Source organism: Blautia sp. OF09-25XD (genome assembly GCF_003482095.1).
Lineage (GTDB): Bacteria > Bacillota > Clostridia > Lachnospirales > Lachnospiraceae > Fusicatenibacter > Fusicatenibacter saccharivorans.
In genome coordinates, this window is record NZ_QUMG01000006.1 from 45,270 (window position 1) to 65,228 (window position 19,959).

Below are 19,959 nucleotides of genomic sequence, written 5' to 3' on the forward strand. Positions count from 1 at the left end.
GTATCTAATAAACCGCCCAGGCTTTCGGCACGAACAGCTCCTCGTATTTGTGCATGGAATACTGATCGGTCATACCGGCAATGTAATCGCATACTACCTGTGTCTTGTCCTCGCCGCACCCGATCAGATTCCGGTACTCGCGGGACATCTGTTCCGGGTGCTCCTGGTAGTAGGTGTAGAGGGAAATCAGCATCTTTTTTGCCTTCTCCTCCTCTTTTTTCGCCTCCGGGTTGCGGTAGACGTTCGCGAACATCAACTCCCGCAGCATGCGCATGCCCTCGGCAATCTCCGCCGACTGGCGCACATACTCCGTTCCGCGGCTCTGCTCCACAATGTCGTGGATCAGCGTATTGAGCCGCTCGCGGCATGTATCGCCAAGGACGACGCGGATCGTAATCGGGATGTCATCCTCGCTTAAAATGCCGGCACGGATGGCATCGTCCATATCGTGGTGGATGTAGGCGATCTTGTCGCAGAGACGCACAACCTGTCCCTCCAGGGTCGACGGCTTTCCCGCCGTGCGGTGGTTCAGAATTCCATCCCGCACTTCCCAGGTCAGGTTCAGGCCCTGTCCTTCCTTTTCTAGAACCTCCACGACACGGACGCTCTGTTCCGCGTGGCGGAAGCCCCCGGGATGCACCGCATTGAGCGCCGCTTCCCCGGAATGGCCAAACGGCGTGTGTCCGAGATCGTGGCCAAGCGCAATGGCTTCGGTCAGATCCTCATTCAGATTCAGCGCCCGCGCAATCGTGCGGGCAATCTGGGACACCTCGAGTGTGTGCGTCAGGCGGGTCCGGTAATGATCGCCCTGCGCAGCGAGAAACACCTGTGTTTTGTCTTTCATCCTGCGAAAGGCTTTGGAGTGGAGAATCCGGTCCCGGTCTCTCTGGTAGACGGTGCGGATGTCACACTCCGGTTCATATCGGTCCCTTCCTCTGGAATTCCGGCTGTGCGCCGCATAAGGACTCAGCTCCTGAAATTCCCGTTCTTCAAACGATTCTCTCAAGTTCAAACGAAGACCACCTCTTTCCCGGTAATATGCCTGTAACAGTTCTTTTCATTGTCCTCCTATTTCCTATATTCGGTGCCCGATTCCGATTTCCTTTTTTATTTTTCAAATTTTTCAAATTTTTTCAAAAAAAGTGTTGACGGCTTACAACTCTGGTGCTATAATACATCTTGTCGTCAGCGAGATGACAAAAACTTAAAGAACATGCGGAAGTGCTGGAATTGGCAGACAGGCCAGACTAAGGATCTGGTGGTCATTGCGATCGTGTGGGTTCAAGTCCCATCTTCCGCAGAATGAGAACCCTTGTGCATGCAAGGGTTTTTTCCTTCTCAAAAAAATCAGAGGAAATTCTTTTTCGGATCTCCTCTGATTTTTATTTTTCCTTTTTTCAGAATTTTCTCTGCAATTTTTATTCTTACAGATTCGGTCTTACAATCTTCGGTGTATAGCCTGCCTCTTCCAGTGCTTTGACGATACGATTCTTGTGATCGGTGCCGAATGCCTCCATTGTGATGCGGAGCTCTACTGCAGCACTTCTGTTCGTTGTGAAGAACTGGTTGTGGTCCAGTTTGATGACGTTTCCGTTCTCGTTTGCAATCACCTGGGAAACGCGTACCAGCTCGCCTGGTTTATCCGGCAGAAGAACGGATACAGTAAAGATACGGTCTCTCTGGATCAGTCCGTTCTGGATCACGGAAGACATGGTGATGACGTCCATATTTCCGCCGCTTAAGATCGAAACAATCTTTTTGCCTTTGACATCCAGATGCTTTAATGCAGCCACAGTCAGAAGACCGGAGTTCTCGACGATCATCTTGTGGTTTTCTACCATATCAAGAAATGCTACGATCAGCTCATCATCATCCACGGTAATGATCTCGTCCAGGTTCTGTCTTACATACGGGAAAATCTTGGATCCCGGTGTCTGTACTGCAGTACCGTCTGCAATTGTGCTGACAGGAGATACGGTCGTTACCTCGCCTTTTTCAAAAGAAGCCTTCATACAGGCTGCTCCGGACGGCTCAACACCGATGACTTTGATGTTTGGTTTCAGCAGTTTTGCCAGTGTGGAAACACCGGTAGCCAGTCCGCCTCCTCCGATCGGAACAAGGATATAATCTACGAGCGGAAGCTCCTGAATCACTTCCATAGCGATGGTTCCCTGGCCGGTTGCAACGGTCAGATCATCGAACGGGTGAATAAAGGTATAGCCATGCTCTGCTGCAAGCTCGTATGCTTTTGCACATGCCTCATCGTACACATCTCCGTACAGAACAACCTCAGCGCCGTAGCTCTGGGTACGCTCTACTTTGATGAGCGGTGTGGTCGTCGGCATCACAATGACAGCCTTTGCACCGTAGCATTTTGCCGCATACGCAACGCCCTGTGCATGGTTTCCTGCAGATGCGGTGATCAGTCCTTTTGCGCGCTCCTCTTCACTTAAGGTGCTGATTTTGTAATAGGCACCGCGCAGCTTATAGGCGCCGGTCAGCTGCATATTTTCCGGTTTTAAGTAGACTTTATTTCCCGTCTGCTCGCTGAAATATTTGCTGTAAACCAGTTTGGTCTCCTGTGTTACTTTTTTTACAATTTCAGACGCTTCCTCAAATTTCGGGAGTGTCAGCATTTCTTCTGCCATAGTCTTTTCTCCTTGTTGTCTTTTTAAGCATTCTCTTCGGATGTATGGAACAGTGCATTTACAAACTGGTCTGCATCAAATTTCTGCAGATCGTGGATGCTCTCGCCCACGCCGATGTATTTGACCGGAATATCAAGCTCGGACTGGATGGCAACGGCGATACCGCCCTTTGCAGTTCCGTCCAGCTTCGTCAGAATGATACCGGTGACATTTGCCACTTCCGCAAACTGTCTTGCCTGCTGCAGCGCATTCTGGCCCGTGGTACCATCCAGCACCACCAGCGTTTCCAGGTATGCCTCTGGGTACTCTTTTTCCAGAATCCGGTAAATCTTGTGGAGCTCTTCCATCAGGTTCTTCTTGTTGTGAAGTCTTCCTGCCGTATCACAGATCAGCACATCCGCATTTCTGGCTTTTGCCGCTGCGACTGCATCGTACACGATGGACGCCGGATCTGCTCCGTTCTGTCCGCCGATGATATCCACGCCGGCGCGGTGCGCCCACTCCGTGAGCTGCTCGCCTGCCGCTGCACGGAACGTATCTGCTGCCGCAAGAACAACCTTTTTGCCCTGATCCTTCAGAAGGCCGGCCAGCTTTCCGACGGAGGTCGTTTTTCCGACTCCATTGACACCGATCACCAGCACTACCGATTTCCGGTTTTCAAATTCATAGGCTGTATCGCCTACATCCATCTGTTTTTTGATGCTCTCGATCAGAAGCTGTTTGCACTCTGCCGGATCGGTAATGTGCTCTTCTGCCACCCGCTCTTTTAAGTGGTCAATAATTTTGGTCGTTGTATTGATGCCGATATCTCCCATGACGAGAATCTCCTCGATCTCCTCATAAAAATCGTCATCAATATTGGAATAGCCGCTGAAAATAGAATCAATTCCAGCTACAATGCTGTCTCGGGTCTTCGTCAGACCGTTGACAAGACGTTTGAAAAAGCCTACTTTCTCCTCCGCCATACCGTTCGCCTCCCTTTATCTTTTCTATCTTACTTCTTTCGTATTGTATCTTATTCGTTTCTATTTGTCCAGTTCTCCCTCGATCAAATCGACAGAAACAAGGGTAGAAACACCCTTCTCCTGCATCGTGATGCCGTACAGACGGTCTGCCGCCGTCATCGTACCGCGCCTGTGGGTGATGACGATGAACTGGGTATTTTTTGTCAGCTTATGCAGATACTGTGCAAAACGCGTTACGTTGGAATCGTCGAGCGCCGCCTCGATCTCGTCAAGTAAACAGAACGGGGACGGCTTTAAGTTCTGGATTGCAAAAAGCAGCGCAATCGCGGTCAGTGCCTTCTCGCCTCCGGAGAGCTGCATCATATTCTGCAGTTTCTTTCCCGGCGGCTGGGAAATGATGCGGATACCTGCCTCGAGTACATCCGTGTCCTCCTCGAGTTCCAGCGTTCCCTTTCCGCCGCCGAACAGCTGGCGGAACACGCGGTCAAACTCTTTCCGGATCTCCTCGAATTTTTCCGTGAACTGCTTGCGCATACCGGCATCCAGCTCATCGATGATGCCCTGCAGTGTCTCTGCCGCCTTGACAAGATCGGTGTGCTGTGCATCGAGAAAGGCGTGGCGCTCCGAAATCTCTTTGTACTCCTCAATCGCATTCACATTGACAGAGCCAAGCTTCCGGATCGCATCTTTTACTTCCAGCACACGCCGCTTTAATTCACTGCGCTCCGGAATCTCCTCCATCTGGAACTCTCTTGCGTGGCCCGGTGTCACTTCGTACTCTTCCCAGAGATACGAGGTCTGTGCCTCTTTTGTCTCCTCCAGCTTTTCTTTCTGGCTGTTCAGACGGAAGCACTCTTTGTCCATCAGGGAAATCTGGTCGGAGAGCTGATCCCGCTTCTCGAAAAATTCTTTGTGATCTGCGCTTAATGCTTCTTTTTTCTCCTGCAGTTCCACAATCCGGCGGTCTTCCTCTTCTTTTGCCTGCACTGCTGCTGCAATCGTCTTCTGGATCTCCACGATGTCCTGCTGTTTCCTTTTGACATCGTCTTTTTCCTCCGCCGCTTTTTCCAGCATGGTGCGGCTTTCCGCTTCCAGTTTTCCCGTCTCTTCCTCAAGACGGCGGATGTTCTGGGCAAGGAATCCATCCTTCTGGGACAGATTTGCGTAATTTAACCGGATTTCTTCAAGATCCTTCGTATATTCTGCTTCCCGGCGGCGAAGCCTGTAAGCGCCTCCTGTGCCTTCTGGATATTCTCCTGTAGCGTGCTTTCCCGCTCCACCGATTCCTGCATTTCCTGACCGATGACTTTCCGGTTCCGCTCAATCTCGGCGATCTGATTTTCAATCTCGAGACTCTCCTTCTGAAGCGCTTCAAAATCCAGACGGATTTCCGTCTTTTTCTCGCGCGCTTTTTCCAGATTCAGGCGCACCGTATTCTGCTCGATGTACTGCCGCTGCAGTTTTTCATTCAGTTCGGTGCGGAGATCGCGGATTTCATTCCGCTTATTTTTCTTCTCTTCAAGTTCCTGCTGGATTTCCCGCAGTTCCTTCGCAAGACCCTGTACGCTCTTTTCGAGTTCCTCAATCTCACGCCGTCTTCCGAGCAGGTTGCTGTTGTTCCGGAACGAACCTCCTGTCATGGAACCGCCCGGGCTCAAGAGCTCGCCCTCGAGGGTTACCATGCGGAGCGTCTGACGGTATTTCCGCTGGATCACAATGGCATGGTCGATCGTGTCGACCACCAGCGTTCTTCCAAGCAGCTGTGCCACAAGGCCCTCATACACCGGGTCGTACGAAACAAGTGCATTTGCCACACCGAGCACACCAGTTTCTCTTGCCGCATCCTCATTCACCTGCGTTTTTTTCCCGCGCATACTGGTGAGCGGAAGGAACGTCGCACGGCCGAAATGGCCCCGTTTCAGGTATTCAATCAGGTATTTCGCCGTCGCCTCATTGTCGGTGACAATATTCTGAATGCTGCCGCCAAGTGCGGTCTCGATCGCCGTCTCGTACTTTTTCTCCGCCTGCAGAAGATCCGCCACAACGCCGTGGATGCCGGGATTCCGGTCTTTCTGCTCCATGACCTTCCGAATACTGTTTCCATAGCCGTCGTACCGCTCGGTGATGTTCTTTAAGGATTCGAGCCTTGACGCTTCTCTGTGGTAATTGGTCTGGCCGGCTTCCATCTCTTTCGTCTGGTTCGAGAGATCCGCCGTCAGCGCGGTAATCTTCTGATCTGCCTCCTGGTACTGCTGTTTCAGGCTGCTTACCGTCTCTTCGAGCGCTTCAAACGCGTTCTGCAGTTCTTCCATCTGCCCGTTCTGTTCGGACTCGCTCGTCTTTAAATGCAGCACCCTCTGGCTTAATTCTGCCTTTCGGATGCCGATCTGCTCGAGCATCGCATCGTAGCGCTGCATTTTTCCCTTCGTGGAACCCCGCTGGTTCAGAAGGCCGATGACTTCGCTCTTATCCTGTTCACTCTGCAGCTCGACTGCCTGGATCTGCTCCTGGCATTCCGAGAGAGCGGCCTCTTTCTCACTCTTTTCCGTCTCTGACGCAAGAAGTGCTTCATGAAGCCCGTCCTTTTCTGCCTGATATGTATTTTTTTCTGCCGTCTTTGTGCGGCTCTCCGCGCGGATCGCCTCCAGACGTTCTCTTAATGTGTCGCTGTTCCTCTCTGATGCATGAATCTGCTCGTTCAACACCTCGATCTGGTTTTCGAGCTGCTGACGTTTCAGTGCATTCTCCCCCGCCTGATCGCGCGCAGAAAGAATCGTCTGGTCCAGTTTTTCCTGCTCCTGTTCCAGCTTTTCATACTCCTGCTTCGTATGCTCAAAAGCCTCTTTCGTGCTCTTTAACTGCTCTTCTGTAATCCGGTACCGGTCTTCTACTTTCGCGAGATCGTTCCGGATGCGCTCCATCTCGAGCAGAAACATATTGATATCGAGGAGCTTTAATTCCTCTTTCTTCTTTAAATAAATCTTTGCCGTCTCAGACTGGCGTTCCAGCGGCTCTAACTGCCTTGTCAGTTCCGAGAGAATGTCGTTGACGCGCACCAGATTCTGCTGCTCTTCCGCCAGCTTCTTTTCGGTCACGGCCTTCCTTCTCTTGAATTTGACAATTCCTGCCGCCTCGTCAAACAGCTCCCGGCGCTCTTCCGGCTTACCACTTAAAATCTTATCAATCTGACCCTGTCCGATGATGGAATAGCCTTCTTTTCCGATACCGGTATCGTAGAACAGCTCGTTGATGTCCTTTAACCGGCACGATGCGCCGTTCATCAGATACTCGCTCTCACCGGAGCGGTAGAGCCGTCTCGTCACCGTGACTTCCTCGAAATCGACATTCAGCTTGTGGTCGGAATTGTCGAGTGTAATTGCAACCGACGCGTAGCCGAGCGGCTTTCTCGTCTCGGTTCCGGAGAAAATAACATCCTGCATATTTCCGCCGCGGAGCTGCTTGGCGCTCTGTTCGCCGAGCACCCAGCGCACCGCATCGCCAACATTGCTCTTTCCACTGCCGTTCGGCCCTACAACGCCGGTAATACCGTCGTGGAACTGCAGAATGGTTTTGTTGGCAAACGACTTAAATCCCTGCATTTCAATGGATTTGAGATACATAATTCACCTACGCTTTTTTTCTGGCAAGAATTGCATCGTATGCCGCTGCCTGTTCTGCCGCTTTTTTCGTTCTGCCCTTTCCGGTACCGAGCGCTTTCTTTCCGACGCTGACCTGTGCCCAGAAGCTCTTGTCGTGATCCGGTCCCTCTTCTTTTAAGATGGTGTAAACAATCTCTTCATCCGTCTCACCCTGGATCAGCTCCTGCAGAATCGTTTTGCTGTCGTAGAAAAGCTGTTTGTGTTCGATATCGTTTAAGATATAGTTCAGAACGAACGTTTTTGCCGGTTCAAAGCCGCCGTCCAGGAAAATCGCACCGATCGTTGCCTCCATAGCATCCGAAACGATGGAATCGCGGTGACGGCCGCCGGTTGCCTCCTCGCCCTTTCCAAGGAGTAGAAAGCTTCCAAGGTCAATCTCACGGGCACAGAATGCCAGTGCCGGTTCACAGACGAGGCTGGCGCGTTTTTTCGTCATCTCGCCCTCCGGGAGACGCGGGAATGTCTTGTATAAAAATTCGCTGGATACAACTTCCAGCACGGCATCTCCTAAGAACTCCAGACGCTCGTTGCACTCCAGGCGCTCCATATGGTGCTCATTTGCGTAGGAAGAATGGCGCATCGCCATCTCCAGCAGTCCGAAATCCTGAAATTTATACTGGATCTTCTTTTCCAAATCCACGAGTTTATCAATATTATTCATAACCTGTTTTAAGCCTGTCCTTCCTCATAGTTACCGTTTGCAGGTGTTCTGCGGACGGTAACAAAGGGGCTGTCCTGTAGCAAACAGCCCCTTCGCCATTTTCTATTATTCTGCCAGTTTCTTTTTGATCGCTTCCACCGCATCCTCAACCGATACGATGTGCTCTGCTTCTTCTGCTTCGATCTGGATATCAAATTCTTCTTCAATTCCCATCACAATCTGAAATACATCCAGGGAATCCGCTCCCAGATCATCTGTAAAGGTTGTCTCCATGGTTACTTCATTCGGATCTACGTTTAATACATCCGCAATGATCTCCTGTAATTTCTCAAATTCCATCTTTCGCTGCCTCCCTGCTGCTCTTATAGTCTGCCAGATGCTCCTGCACTTTCTGCGGAATCTTCTCCTCGCTAAATGAAATGCACTGGAGAATGGAATTTTTAAATTCGTTGGCTTTTGAGCTTCCGTGCGTTTTTACAACGAGTCCTTTTAAGCCAAGCAGCGGTGCTCCGCCGTACTCACTGGCATCAAAAGACTTCAGTGTCTCTTTCAGCGCCGGTTTCACAAGAAGGGCTCCGATTTTACTGCGCAGAGATGTCATCATGCCCTGTTTTACCTTGGAAATCAGGGTCGCGCCGACGCCTCATACAGCTTTAAGATAACGTTTCCGACAAACGCCTCACAGACAACAACGTCTGCGGCTCCGTTTGGAATTTCTCTTGCTTCGATACTGCCGACAAAGTTGATATACGGGGTTTCTTTCAGAAGCGGATACGTCTCTTTGACGAGCGCGTTTCCTTTTTCTTCTTCCACACCGATATTCACGATTCCCACACGCGGATTTTTAATGCCGACAACGTGTTCCATATAGATGGAACCCATCATGGCAAACTGCACCAGATGGGACGGTCTTGCATCAACATTCGCACCGCAGTCGATCAGAAGGGATACACCGTCTTTCGTCGGGATCAGCGGAGCCAGCGGCGGGCGCTCTACGCCCTTGATGCGTCCTACGATCGTCTGTCCGCCGACCAGGACTGCTCCGGTGCTTCCTGATGAGACAAACGCGTCTGCCTCTCCGTAGCGCACTTTTTTCATGCCGACAACGATCGAAGAATCTTTTTTGTGGCGGATCGCATTGACCGGCGGCTCTCCCGTCTCAATGATCTCGGTTGCCGGAACGATCTCAACCCGCTCCTTCGGGTACGTATATTTCTGCAGTTCTTTTTCGATGACATCCACCTGGCCGACCAGCTGGACTTTGACACGTTCATCTGCGTTTACGGCCTCAACGGCGCCTTTTACCGGCTCCGCAGGCGCATAATCGCCGCCCATCGCGTCCACTGCAACTCTGACTAAGTCACTCATGTTTTTTCCTCTTTTCTCTTTTCTAAAGCGCGTTTGAAAACTCTTTTTCTTTCAAAAAACCGTTTTCAACCACGCTCTAAAAGCACTCATGCAAGTGCTGTATTAACTATACTAAACTCCTTTGCAAAAATCAAGCACAAATGCCCATCCGCGCTTTCTCCTGTATTCCAAAAAAGCGGGTGGATTTATCTTTCCAAAATCCACCCGCTCTGTTTTGTCTTATTTTTCTTAAGAAACCTTGACTCCGCTCGAATTCATCTCATGACCGTCTATGGTTGTATTCCGTGCCATGACACCGGTATCCGGATCCAGATAATATTCCTCACCATCCTGCGTGAACCAGCCGGTCTGCATCTGACCGTTGTCCGCCAGATAATACCATTCTTCTCCGCTCCAGTACCATCCTGTCACCATGTATGAATTTTCATCAAACACGTACCAGTAGCCGTCGATATTCTGCCAGGTATTGGTTGCATAGCTTCCATCATTATTCTGATACTGCCATCCGTTTTCATTCTGAACCCATTTCCCTGCCGGAATTACCGTAACTTCTGTTACCGTACTCGTCGCCATGGAAACGGTATTTCCAACCGTGTTTGTTGCCACAACGTAATAGTAATCTTTGCCCTCCGCCGAAGTATCGACCTGGTATGTCACTTCTGTTGCGCCTTCAATCGGCGTTCCTCCGCCGTTGGAATTTACGTTGTTCTTATACCACTGATATGTTACTGTGCCTTCTCCCGTTATTCCTGCCTCACAAGTCAGCTTTCCAGATGTATTTCCAACGGGAATCTGCAGGCTCTCCACCGGATTTACCGAAAAAACCGGCTTTTCCAGATTGGCATCTACATGAACAGCATCGCTGTCCTCTTTTGAAATATCTACACTGGCCGAAGACGAAACCGTCGTCTCAGTTCCCATCATTTTATCCATCAGACTGTCTGTGGAACATCCTGAGAGGAATACTACACTGCACATGCATGCTGCCAGAAATATGATTCGTCTATTCTTCATATGCTTTGCACTCCTTTTTTATAATTGTTACGAAAATGTTGCAATATTGTTTCAATTCTCACCGAGACCATTATAGCACATCACGACACACCACGTCAAATCTTTTATATGACGCTTCCAGACAACCCGCAGAGACAGCAAAAAAGCCCCCGGTGACGGGAGCCTTTTGCTGCATTGCACATCGGAACTGATTCCGATTTATGGATATTAGTCCATTGCAACGACTTCTTTTTTGTTGTAAGAACCACAAGCTTTGCAAACTCTGTGCGGCATCATAAGAGCACCACATTTGCTGCATTTTACAAGGTTCGGAGCAGACATTTTCCAGTTTGCTCTTCTCTTATCGCGTCTTGCTTTGGAAGATTTATTCTTAGGACAAATGGACATAGTTACACCTCCTTAAATTTGCTGAATATATCTTTGATTGCAGCCATTCGGGGGTCTAGCCCTGTGGTATCACAGTCACAGGTCTGAATATTCAGATTCGCACCACAACGGCTGCAGATTCCTTTACAGTCATCTTTACACAGCACTCGAATCGGCCATTGGACTATGAGCTCATTACGAACCAGTTCTTCCACATCGAGCTCGTCTCCCTCCACAAACGAAGAGTCCTCTTCTTTCTCCTCGCGTTCTTCCTCTGACAGATTCAGATCAATCTGCAGATCGAACTCGAGCTGGAATGGAGTCGCTACCGGTGTCAGGCATCTTGCACATGGAATCTCCATTGTAAGGTCTGCGCTGCCGGTGATCGTGATCACACGATTGCCTTCATGCGTAAGGCCAAGGATAACAGGATGTTTTTCGATTACCCGATAGTCCTGCCCGCCGATCGAAAAAGTTTCGGATGTAAGCGGAATTTCATACTTTTCGGACTTTCCGTCCTGCGCAAATAACTTGGTCAGACTGATTTTCATATTGTTCTCCTAATCACACTTTACCAATTATACCCGGGAAGGTAAGAATTGTCAACTGCTTTTTGAATTATTTTTTATTTTCCTTTTACTAACTCTACAGTCTCCTCGCAGATTGCGATTTCCTCGTTGGTCGGGATCACGCATGCTGTAATCTTGGAGCCTTCTTTGGTGATGATCTTCTCAACGCCGCGGCAGTTATTTGCCTCAGAATCGAATTCCAGACCCATGAACTCAAATGCTTTGCAGATGGTCTCACGAAGCGGAATAGCGTTCTCTCCAAGGCCTGCGGTGAAGGTGATCACATCTACGCCGCCCATAGCTGCGATGTAGGAACCGATGTATTTGATAATGCGGTAAGCGTATGCTTCCAGACAGTTGATGGCATCCTGATTGCCTGCCTCTGCTGCTGCAGATACATCACGGTAATCGCTGGAGATGCCGGTCATGCCGAGCATACCGGATTTCTTGTTCAGAATGTTCAGAACCTCGGATACGGTCAGGTTCTCTTTGTTGCACAGATACTCAACAAAAGCTGGATCGATATCTCCGGAACGGGTTCCCATGATCACACCTTCAAGCGGGGTAAGGCCCATGGAGGTATCTACACATTTGCCGTTCTTTACAGCGGAAAGGGAAGCACCATTTCCCATATGGCATACGATGATCTTCAGATCGTTGTAGTCTTTGTCAAGGAACTCTGCGGTTCTCTTGGATACGAATTTATGAGAAGTTCCGTGGAAGCCGTATTTACGGATTGCGTATTTCTCATAGTACTCTTTCGGAATACCGTACATATATGCTTTCGGAGGCATGGTCTGATGGAATGCGGTATCAAATACTGCTACGTTCGGAACGCCCGGCATCAGTTTCATGCAGGCATTGATTCCCATCAGGTTTGCCGGATTGTGCAGAGGACCAAGGTCAGCGCACTCCTCGATAACTTTGATTACTTCGTCATCGATGATAACAGAGTTTGTGATCTTCATTCCGCCGTGCAGAACGCGGTGTCCGATGGCATCTACTTCTTCCAGGCTCTTGATGACGCCGCTCTTCTCGTTTACCAGAGCGTCCAGAACCATCTGGATTGCCTCTACGTGTGTCGGCATTGCTGCTTCTGTTACCTCTTTTTCGCCGTTCTTTGGCTCATAAACGAGGCGTCCGTCGATACCGATTCTCTCACAGAGTCCTTTTGCCAGGACGTCACGGTTATCGTAATTGATCAGCTGGAATTTCAGAGAGGAACTTCCGCAGTTTACTACTAATACGTTCATTTCTAAATTCTCCTATTTTAAAAGTCTTATTAAAACTTCTGGCCGGCCTGTTCTCCGCAGCCGGCCAGAAAACCGCTTGTAATTGGTTTTATTTCGTGCTTACTGTGCCTGGCACTGTACAGCAGTGATTGCTACAACACCAACGATATCCTCTGCGGAGCATCCACGGGACAGATCGTTGACTGGAGCTGCGATACCCTGCGTCATTGGGCCGTATGCTTCTGCTTTTGCCAGTCTCTGTACCAGTTTGTATCCGATGTTTCCGGCATCCAGATCCGGGAAGATCAGAACGTTTGCTTTTCCTGCTACTTTGCTGTCCGGAGCTTTGGATGCACCTACGCTCGGAACGATTGCTGCATCAAGCTGCAGCTCGCCGTCGAGAGCGAGATCCGGGTTTGCTTCTTTTGCAATTCTGGTAGCCTCAACAACTTTGTCTACATCAGCATGTTTTGCACTTCCTTTGGAGGAGTGGGAAAGCATAGCAACTCTTGGCTCGTTTCCGGTCAGCATGCGGTAGGACTCTGCGGAAGACTCTGCGATTGCAGCCAGCTCTTCCGGATTCGGGTTCTGGTTCAGACCGCAGTCACCGAATACGAATACACCGTCATCGCCGTACTCGCAGTCCGGAACTACCATCAGGAAGAATGCGGATACGAGTTTTGTGCCCGGTTTGGTCTTTAAGATCTGCAGGCATGGACGAAGGGTATTTGCGGTAGAATGGCAGGCACCGGAAACAAGTCCGTCTGCATCTCCCATTTTAACCATCATAACGCCATAATATGTATAGTCATTCAGGATGGTCTCTCTTGCTTTCTCCGGAGTCATGCCTTTCTTTGCACGAAGCTCTACCAGCTTATCTACATAAGCCTGTGTTTTCTCGTTTTTCTCTGGATCTACAATAGTAGCTTTGGAGACATCCAGTCCCTCGCTGCCTTTCTTTACTGCCTCTTCGCTTCCGATGATGATCAGATTTGCAAGGTCCTCTTTCAGGATCTGTGCAGCAGCCTCATATGTTCTTCTGTCTTCTGACTCTGGCAGTACAATTGTTTTTTTGTCTGCTTTTGCTCTTGCTTTAATTGTGTCAATAAATCCCATGATCTTTTGACTCCTTTCGATAAATTTACTCGATATTCTCATTGTAGTACGCTTTTTGCCCTTTCGCAAGTATAAAATTCAAAACAACTGGACAAAAAATCCAAAACGGAGGAATTCTTGCATTCCTTTTCTGTTTTTGTTACGATAGGGCTATGTGATCCGCGGTTCCTCTCTATTTGGAATCGTGCTATTTTTTTCGAAAGAAGGTACGTTTTATGACCATTACCGCAGTCATTGCAGAATATAATCCTTTTCATAACGGCCATGCTTATCAGCTGGCAAAAGCCAGGGAACTGACCGGGGCGGACTATCTTGTCGTGATTATGAGCGGCGATTTCGTCCAGCGCGGCGCACCTGCGATTCTTGACCAACACGACCGTGCGGAGCTGGCGCTTCTTGGCGGCGCGGACCTTATCTTACAGCTTCCGTGTCACTTTGCACTCGGCAGTGCACAGCATTTCGCACGCGGGGCGGTATCGCTTCTTACTGCGCTTGGCTGTGTCGATTTTCTCTGCTTTGGCAGTGAATATGGAGACACGGCGCCGTTTCTGGAACTCGCTGATGTTCTGCTCCACGAGCCGGAGGAATACCGTGAGCTGCTCTCCGGTCTGCTTCGGAACGGACTTTCCTTCCCGACGGCGCGCGCACAGGCACTTTCCGCTTATTTTTCTGACAGCGCTTCCTTCTCTTCGCTTTCAAAAGAAGAACTTGATACCTTTTTAAAAGAACCAAACAATATTTTAGGCATTGAATATGTCCAGGCACTTCTGCTGTCACAAAGCCGCATTCGGCCGGTAACGATCCGCCGGGAGGGCAGCGGCTACCACGAAGGAGCGCTTTTCACACAGGCACTCCCTTCTGCTACAGCAATGCGGAATCTTCTTTTTTCCAATCCGCATAAGGATCCGGAACTGTCCGCGCTCGCCTCCTGCATGCCGGAAGCAGTCTATCCCGCTTTCCAGGACGCCGTCACCGCACACGGCCTGCTTTCCAGCGATGATTTCAGCCTGCTCCTCGCCGCGCGGCTCCTCACAGAAACGAGGAATCCCTTTCCTCTTATCTTGATCTTTCGCCGGATCTTGCCAACCGTATCCTCCGCCTGCGTTATGCATGTTCCTCATTTTCAGAATTCGCCATGCAGCTTAAAACAAAGGAAATGACGTATACCCGCATCAGCCGCGCCTGATGCATCTGCTTCTGAACCAGAAAACATTGTACCCGGCCGGCTATAACCGTGTTCTCGGTTTCCGAAAAAGTGCCGGTGCATTGTTAAAAGAGATTAAAAGACGTTCTTCTCTGCCGCTCATTACCAAGGCAGCCGACGCCCCGCGGCTTCTTACCGGCGATGCACTTGCCGCCTTTGAGAGCGATATACAGGCCTCTCTTTTTTACGAGACTGTCCGTTCTCACAAAACAGGGACACCGTTCGTCCATGAATACACAAAAAAGCTGGTTCTGTTATAGAACCAGCTTTTTTCCAGCAGCAGCATCATCTGCTGCTGTGGAACTGTATAGTCCTCCACAAACAGGAAAACATTTTTTGTATCTGCACTTTCTCTTGTAAAGTCAAACTGCATGAAACGCATCTCACCATTCAGTATAAAATTGATCATAACATGATGCATGATGTGTTCTGCTGTTCCCTGTGTGATTGCTTCCATCGTCATCTGCTGTTTTATCCGATTAAGATCATCTATATTGCCAGATGCATAACGCATGAGTATCTTCAAAATCAATGTACAGGATTTCTATATAATGATTTTTAAGAGCTTTTTCATATATTGCAGCCTGAACCGCTTTCTCCAACAACTGAATTCCTCCTTGTTTTCTCATGTACTATTAATGCTTCATAGCACTCCCGCTATAAATTACTTTCATCAGTAATTCCACATCAACAGGCTTAGCAACATGTTCATTCATCCCTGCTTCTTTTGCCCTTATTCTGTCCTCCGTGAACGCATTTGCTGTCATTGCAATGATCGGTATTTTCTTTGCATCCTCTCTGTCCAGAGACCTAATCATCTTTGTAGCTTCATAACCATTCATGACCGGCATCATAATGTCCATAAGAATGACATCAAATTCACCAAGTTCACTATTTCTGAACAGTTCAACAGCTTCCTGACCATCCCATGTTTTTGTCACGTCGGCACCTTTTTTCTTTCAGGAAATCCTCTCTTAGCTGCCCGCCGTTTTCTGTTTCCATTTTAATATTTGTACTCATTTGTCTGGCACTTTCAATGGCACGGAGGAGACTTTTGGATTCCGAAGATTCATTATAATGGGTGTAGTGGAACACTGCACTTTCACATAGTTTACAATCTCCACCATTCTTTTCTCTGCTTCTGCTTTTTCTGCGTGGAAGAAATAAAACAGAGAGACTACAGCTACACAGATTCCTATCAGACCGCCGAGCAACTGGATCCGTTTTTCTCCACCTCCAGATACTTCTGGGGATCATCCAGGTATTTTTCAATGATTTTCAGGGATGTGCCATCCAGACGCATCTCTTCCTGTGTCTGGCCCATCTGCTCACAGATTCCCCTGTCATCCTCTTTTGCAAAAGCAACGCCTATTCCGGTGATCATCAGAGGCTCTTCCAGGATACGGAAGCTTGCATCATAATCCTTCCTATACTGAACGATAGATTCCTCGTGTGCAGCAACCGCATCTACATATCCTTTTCCCAGAAACGTATAGATCAGCTCCCGGTGTCCCAGGATGATCAGATTTCCCAGCTTTGGGATCCTCTCATCCGTCCGGTTCAGAAAGATGCTTTCCGGTTTGGTTGTGGACTGGACAGCGGTAATCGTCAAGACGTCCTTCCATAGAAAAAACAGCCCATGATACAATCAATCTCGCCGCTCTCCACCAGTTCTTTTTTCTCCTCCCAGTTGATCTGGACAACCTTCACCTGTTATCCCATTCTTTTGAATGCTTCCGTAGCCAGTTCTACATCAATTCCTGTCGGTACACCATCCTCATTCAGATAATTGTATGGTGGATAGCTGTCGCTGCCGAGGGTAATAACAGGCTTTTCGGTTTCTTCTTTCGTGTTATCTGTGTTTTTGCACCCTGCCAGGGTGACTGCTAAATATCAAAAGTCCTAATAAAATTACTATAGTTTTTCTTAATTTCAATGAATGATTATGTTTTTGCGTTTACTACCCCTTTTTTGTCAGCAGTTTTGTGATCGCTCTTTTTAATCGCGGAATATCAATCGGCTTTCCAATATGTTCATTCATCCCGGCCTCCAGACATGCTTTCCGATCTTCCTCAAAAGCATTTGCCGTCATGGCAATGATTGGAATCTTTTTGGCATCTTCACGTTCCAGCATACGAATTGCTTTTGTTGCTTCCAGCCCATCCATGACCGGCATCATCACATCCATGATGATGACATCATACTCATCCAACCTGGAATTCTGAAATATTTCAAGTGCCTCTTTTCCGTTTTTCGCTTCTGTAATGTTCAGATGCTCCTCCCCCAGGATTTCATGGGCTATCTCCATATTAATGACATTATCTTCAACAAGAAGCACCCGTTTTCCTGACAGATCCATGTCCTGTGAGTAGCTGTCCTTCTGTGAATCATTATTTTCAACCAAATAATCTATTTCAAATGGAACCGTAACCGTAAACGTGCTTCCTACATTTTCTTCGCTTTCCAGTTCTATCGTTCCACCCATCCGTTCAACAATATCTTTGACAATCGAAAGTCCCAGACCGGAGCCACTGAATGTTGTAGTTGACTGTTTGCCTTCCTGCGCAAAAGCATCAAACGCATGTTTTTGAAATTCTTCACTCATACCAAGACCGGTATCTGAACATACAAACTGAAAAACAGCTATATTCCCATCATCCGATAATTCTTCGCAATGAACATTCACTGTTCCATGAAAATGATTGTATTTAATCGCGTTGGAAGAAAGATTCATTAAAACCCTGCTCAGATGTACCGGACTTCCAATCAAATATCTGTGGCGGATTGTGCTTGCTTCCACGCCGCCTTCAAATCTTACACCATTCTCATAAGCACTCATTGCAACAACCGTCAGATTATTCCTTAACAGTTCTGCCAGATCAAAGGATTTATGTTCCAACACAAGGGAACCGGATTCCAGTTTGCTGATATCCAGGACATTGTTGATCAGATTTTGCAGATAATCGGCGGACTGAAGTACCTTCTTCCTGCATTCCCTTAACTTGACCACATCATTGTTATATTTTTCAGCGATATGGATCATCCCCACGATTCCGTTTAGCGGTGTACGGATATCGTGGCTCATACGCCGGAGAAAGGCTGTTTTTGAAAGATTCGCGCGATGAGCATCTTCCATGCTTTCCTTAAACTGTTTCTGATACATGAGTTCCCGTGATTTTTCTTCCGTAATATCTCGTACGACATAAAGCACATCCACAGCGTTTCCATGTGCATCTCTGCTCTTTACAATAAATCTGGCCAGCCGCCATTCTCCGTTTACTCCCATAAATTCAATCGAAACAGAATTCGTATTACGAAGTCTCTCTGTCAATGTATCAAAGTCAAGAAACTCCCGGTGTTTTTCTCTCTCTTCCTGGGCGGCAAATGCTGTTGGAAGTCTTTCCATAACATCATCAATTTTCCCCTTTTGTCCAAGGATTTTTTGCACAAGGTCATGGCCTTTCAAAAGCTCATATGTCCGCTCTTTAACATTGGCTTGTACGATTGTTACATACAACGTAGCAATTGCGGCAATAATCTCTGACCTCTTTGTCGCCTCATCAAGAGCCTTTTTCAACAGTACCGTACTTTTCAGATTTTCCCTCACACATCCAAGATGTCCGCCAACATCAGACAGCAGTGTAATGGAAATCTCATTCTGCCTCAAATCAGGATTATCTACCCCGATGAATCCATTCATCTGATGATTGGCATAAATCGGCACCGCAATCAAGGAACATATTTCCTGTGTTTTTAACAATTCATATTCTTCCGGTTCAGAATTTTTTGTCGCTTCCAGATCATGAATCACGATTACTTCCTTGTTTTCAAATCGTTTCACCCAGTTCGGCATCGAACTGACCGGGATTGCCTGAAGGTTATCTATCTCTGGTGCCACTCCATCGGCACACCATTCAAATGCATTGCTCAGACTGTCCTTCTGATCAGTTTCCCAGTCAAAAACATATACCCGGTCTGCCCCTGTATAGTTTCCAATCGCCTGCAACAAAGAGTGAATAATTTCTGACAGCTCCTGCTCATTTTCCACCTGATCCATAAGCGATATCTGATGCAGGATCGTGTCCATACTATGTAATTTTATTTGATAGAGTTCCTGAATCTCTTTTGTTTTCATTTTCTATCCCCCCCTGCAGTAAAACTATTATGGTTACGTCTGTGAAATAACACCGTAAGAAAGGATCCTGCTACGGCAGGATTCTCCGCCTAAACTTATGCAAAAAAACTGGTTTTATTATACTCTAACACTTTACTGCACACAAGAAAAACATTACCTTTTAGCGTTAAAAGCAAAAAAAGAACAGCAACTGTGCCCGAAGTTCCAGTGATGTGTATCAAAAACGGAAATGGACTTTCGGCAGATATATTTTCTTCTGTTTCTCTGTCTTCAGGATCAGATGGAGGAACTGACAAAACAGACACAGACCCGCAATGATAAGATGCAGCTGATGATGGAACAGATCGTGCTGTCCAATAAGAGCAGCCAAAAAGAAAAAACAGATCGGCAAAAAGAATGAAAACAGCTTCCAGATGCCATATCAAGATGTTACCGCTTTGTGCCTGAAAAGTCGAAGTTGAGGAACATCATATTTTGGAGATCTGAAGATCGCAGGGTGCTGGGTACATTACAGGCGCAAGTTCCATGAGGCACTGGAGGTCATACCGAAAGATCTGAGGAAACAGTCTGTTTTGTACCTCATCATGAACCCGATCCGTGCGATTTACCGGGAGGAAGGAAAGCTTTCCGGTCTTTCATCAGACGAACGGACTGCCCATCGACTTTTACATAATAAATTCCGCTGATCCATTTAGATTCCTGCAGCGCTCCGTTCTTATCCATGTAATACCATTTTCCACCGATCTTCTGCCAGCCAGTCTGCATTTTGCCGTTTTTGTTCAAATAATACTTTGTGTTTTCTATGGCGGCCTTCACATGCACATCCGCAGAGGTATTGCTAGAACAACGGCTGCTATCGCTGAAGTTCCCCGTAATAATTCATTTTTTCTTACACTTTTTATGGGTTGCGAGTAAAATTATCAGTATGTAATATATCATACTATACATTCCTTAAAATTACTATTTTTATTTGCGCAGATAGTAAAAAAAGCCGGCAGCGATCCTTTCCATTCAGGATCACT

Annotated in this window: 15 protein-coding genes, 1 tRNA gene and 5 pseudogenes; 4 read left to right on the forward strand and 17 right to left on the reverse strand. The window is 47.9% G+C overall.

The window, feature by feature from the left end:
• Window positions 1-4: 4 nt before the first annotated feature.
• Window positions 5-1,012, reverse strand: coding sequence for a deoxyguanosinetriphosphate triphosphohydrolase (locus tag DXA93_RS06600; protein WP_055218880.1), 1,008 nt, complete (start codon window positions 1,010-1,012; stop codon window positions 5-7).
• Window positions 1,013-1,215: 203 nt separating this feature from the next.
• Here DXA93_RS06600 and DXA93_RS06605 point away from each other — a divergent pair.
• Window positions 1,216-1,300: transfer RNA gene (locus tag DXA93_RS06605), tRNA-Leu, on the forward strand.
• Between the two features lie 124 nt (window positions 1,301-1,424).
• Here the strand turns inward: DXA93_RS06605 and ilvA are convergent.
• The 11 genes and pseudogenes from ilvA to pta form a co-directional block, all read right to left on the reverse strand.
• Window positions 1,425-2,636 carry a threonine ammonia-lyase gene (gene ilvA / locus DXA93_RS06610; RefSeq protein ID WP_055219017.1) on the reverse strand — a complete coding sequence of 404 codons (1,212 nt, stop codon included), beginning with the start codon at window positions 2,634-2,636 and terminating at the stop codon, window positions 1,425-1,427.
• 35 nt (window positions 2,637-2,671) lie between these two features.
• Complete coding sequence (gene ftsY, locus DXA93_RS06615; RefSeq protein ID WP_022462735.1) at window positions 2,672-3,613, reverse strand: signal recognition particle-docking protein FtsY; 942 nt, start codon at window positions 3,611-3,613, stop codon at window positions 2,672-2,674.
• A 60-nt stretch (window positions 3,614-3,673) separates the two neighbouring features.
• Window positions 3,674-7,233, reverse strand: a pseudogene (gene smc, locus DXA93_RS06620) (chromosome segregation protein SMC).
• Window positions 7,234-7,240: 7 nt separating this feature from the next.
• Window positions 7,241-7,933, reverse strand: coding sequence for a ribonuclease III (gene rnc, locus DXA93_RS06625; protein ID WP_055218876.1), 693 nt, complete (start codon window positions 7,931-7,933; stop codon window positions 7,241-7,243).
• 105 nt (window positions 7,934-8,038) lie between these two features.
• Window positions 8,039-8,272 (reverse strand): acyl carrier protein, encoded by a 234-nt coding sequence (gene acpP / locus DXA93_RS06630; RefSeq protein ID WP_117802558.1) that lies wholly within the window; start codon window positions 8,270-8,272, stop codon window positions 8,039-8,041.
• Window positions 8,262-9,301 (reverse strand): annotated as a pseudogene (gene plsX, locus DXA93_RS06635) (phosphate acyltransferase PlsX). Before plsX ends, acpP begins: the two are co-directional and overlap by 11 nt.
• Before the next feature lie 228 nt (window positions 9,302-9,529).
• Window positions 9,530-10,315, reverse strand: a complete 786-nt coding sequence (locus DXA93_RS06640) for a hypothetical protein (RefSeq protein WP_055218872.1) — start codon at window positions 10,313-10,315, stop codon at window positions 9,530-9,532.
• Window positions 10,316-10,522: 207 nt separating this feature from the next.
• Window positions 10,523-10,702, reverse strand: a complete 180-nt coding sequence (gene rpmF / locus DXA93_RS06645) for a 50S ribosomal protein L32 (RefSeq protein WP_022462729.1) — start codon at window positions 10,700-10,702, stop codon at window positions 10,523-10,525.
• Window positions 10,703-10,704: 2 nt separating this feature from the next.
• Window positions 10,705-11,232 carry a YceD family protein gene (locus DXA93_RS06650; RefSeq protein WP_055267341.1) on the reverse strand — a complete coding sequence of 176 codons (528 nt, stop codon included), beginning with the start codon at window positions 11,230-11,232 and terminating at the stop codon, window positions 10,705-10,707.
• Between the two features lie 74 nt (window positions 11,233-11,306).
• Window positions 11,307-12,503, reverse strand: a complete 1,197-nt coding sequence (locus DXA93_RS06655) for an acetate kinase (RefSeq protein ID WP_119207895.1) — start codon at window positions 12,501-12,503, stop codon at window positions 11,307-11,309.
• Between the two features lie 99 nt (window positions 12,504-12,602).
• On the reverse strand, window positions 12,603-13,598 hold the full coding sequence (gene pta / locus DXA93_RS06660; RefSeq protein ID WP_022462726.1) for a phosphate acetyltransferase: 996 nt from the start codon (window positions 13,596-13,598) through the stop codon (window positions 12,603-12,605).
• A gap of 215 nt (window positions 13,599-13,813) precedes the next feature.
• Here pta and DXA93_RS06665 point away from each other — a divergent pair.
• A pseudogene (locus DXA93_RS06665) lies at window positions 13,814-14,784 on the forward strand (tRNA(Met) cytidine acetate ligase).
• Complete coding sequence (locus tag DXA93_RS20860; RefSeq protein WP_119207897.1) at window positions 14,784-15,062, forward strand: nucleotidyltransferase family protein; 279 nt, start codon at window positions 14,784-14,786, stop codon at window positions 15,060-15,062. The pseudogene DXA93_RS06665 and the gene DXA93_RS20860 overlap by 1 nt, the downstream one beginning before the upstream one ends.
• Here the strand turns inward: DXA93_RS20860 and DXA93_RS17960 are convergent.
• From DXA93_RS17960 to DXA93_RS06690, 4 genes and pseudogenes are all read right to left on the reverse strand, one after another.
• Window positions 15,005-15,316 (reverse strand): hypothetical protein, encoded by a 312-nt coding sequence (locus DXA93_RS17960; RefSeq protein WP_147326121.1) that lies wholly within the window; start codon window positions 15,314-15,316, stop codon window positions 15,005-15,007. The genes DXA93_RS20860 and DXA93_RS17960 overlap by 58 nt on opposite strands.
• Window positions 15,317-15,437: 121 nt before the next feature.
• Window positions 15,438-15,743, reverse strand: a complete 306-nt coding sequence (locus tag DXA93_RS06675) for a response regulator (protein WP_416822167.1) — start codon at window positions 15,741-15,743, stop codon at window positions 15,438-15,440.
• A gap of 257 nt (window positions 15,744-16,000) precedes the next feature.
• Window positions 16,001-16,738, reverse strand: a pseudogene (locus DXA93_RS20865) (substrate-binding periplasmic protein).
• A gap of 24 nt (window positions 16,739-16,762) precedes the next feature.
• Window positions 16,763-18,937: a hybrid sensor histidine kinase/response regulator gene (locus tag DXA93_RS06690; RefSeq protein WP_119207899.1), complete on the reverse strand. Its 2,175-nt coding sequence runs from the start codon at window positions 18,935-18,937 to the stop codon at window positions 16,763-16,765.
• A gap of 479 nt (window positions 18,938-19,416) precedes the next feature.
• Between DXA93_RS06690 and DXA93_RS18340 the strand changes: the two are divergent.
• Window positions 19,417-19,599, forward strand: a pseudogene (locus DXA93_RS18340) (IS66 family transposase); the annotation flags it as partial.
• Here the strand turns inward: DXA93_RS18340 and DXA93_RS20870 are convergent.
• Entirely contained in the window at window positions 19,520-19,759 is a 240-nt protein-coding gene (locus DXA93_RS20870) for a hypothetical protein (RefSeq protein ID WP_430409883.1), read from the reverse strand. The pseudogene DXA93_RS18340 and the gene DXA93_RS20870 sit on opposite strands and share 80 nt — an antisense overlap.
• Window positions 19,760-19,959: the final 200 nt, after the last annotated feature.

Excerpts from the sequence above, each read along its gene's own strand:
- ilvA (WP_055219017.1), bottom strand. The coding sequence starts at position 2,636 with ATGCTGACACTCCCGAAATTTGAGGAAGCGTCTGAAATTGTAAAAAAA.
- ftsY (WP_022462735.1), bottom strand. The coding sequence starts at position 3,613 with ATGGCGGAGGAGAAAGTAGGCTTTTTCAAACGTCTTGTCAACGGTCTG.
- rnc (WP_055218876.1), bottom strand. The coding sequence starts at position 7,933 with ATGAATAATATTGATAAACTCGTGGATTTGGAAAAGAAGATCCAGTAT.
- acpP (WP_117802558.1), bottom strand. The coding sequence starts at position 8,272 with ATGGAATTTGAGAAATTACAGGAGATCATTGCGGATGTATTAAACGTA.
- DXA93_RS06640 (WP_055218872.1), bottom strand. The coding sequence starts at position 10,315 with ATGAAGAATAGACGAATCATATTTCTGGCAGCATGCATGTGCAGTGTA.
- rpmF (WP_022462729.1), bottom strand. The coding sequence starts at position 10,702 with ATGTCCATTTGTCCTAAGAATAAATCTTCCAAAGCAAGACGCGATAAG.
- DXA93_RS06650 (WP_055267341.1), bottom strand. The coding sequence starts at position 11,232 with ATGAAAATCAGTCTGACCAAGTTATTTGCGCAGGACGGAAAGTCCGAA.
- DXA93_RS06655 (WP_119207895.1), bottom strand. The coding sequence starts at position 12,503 with ATGAACGTATTAGTAGTAAACTGCGGAAGTTCCTCTCTGAAATTCCAG.
- pta (WP_022462726.1), bottom strand. The coding sequence starts at position 13,598 with ATGGGATTTATTGACACAATTAAAGCAAGAGCAAAAGCAGACAAAAAA.
- DXA93_RS20860 (WP_119207897.1), top strand. The coding sequence starts at position 14,784 with ATGCATCTGCTTCTGAACCAGAAAACATTGTACCCGGCCGGCTATAAC.
- DXA93_RS17960 (WP_147326121.1), bottom strand. The coding sequence starts at position 15,316 with ATGCGTTATGCATCTGGCAATATAGATGATCTTAATCGGATAAAACAG.
- DXA93_RS06690 (WP_119207899.1), bottom strand. The coding sequence starts at position 18,937 with ATGAAAACAAAAGAGATTCAGGAACTCTATCAAATAAAATTACATAGT.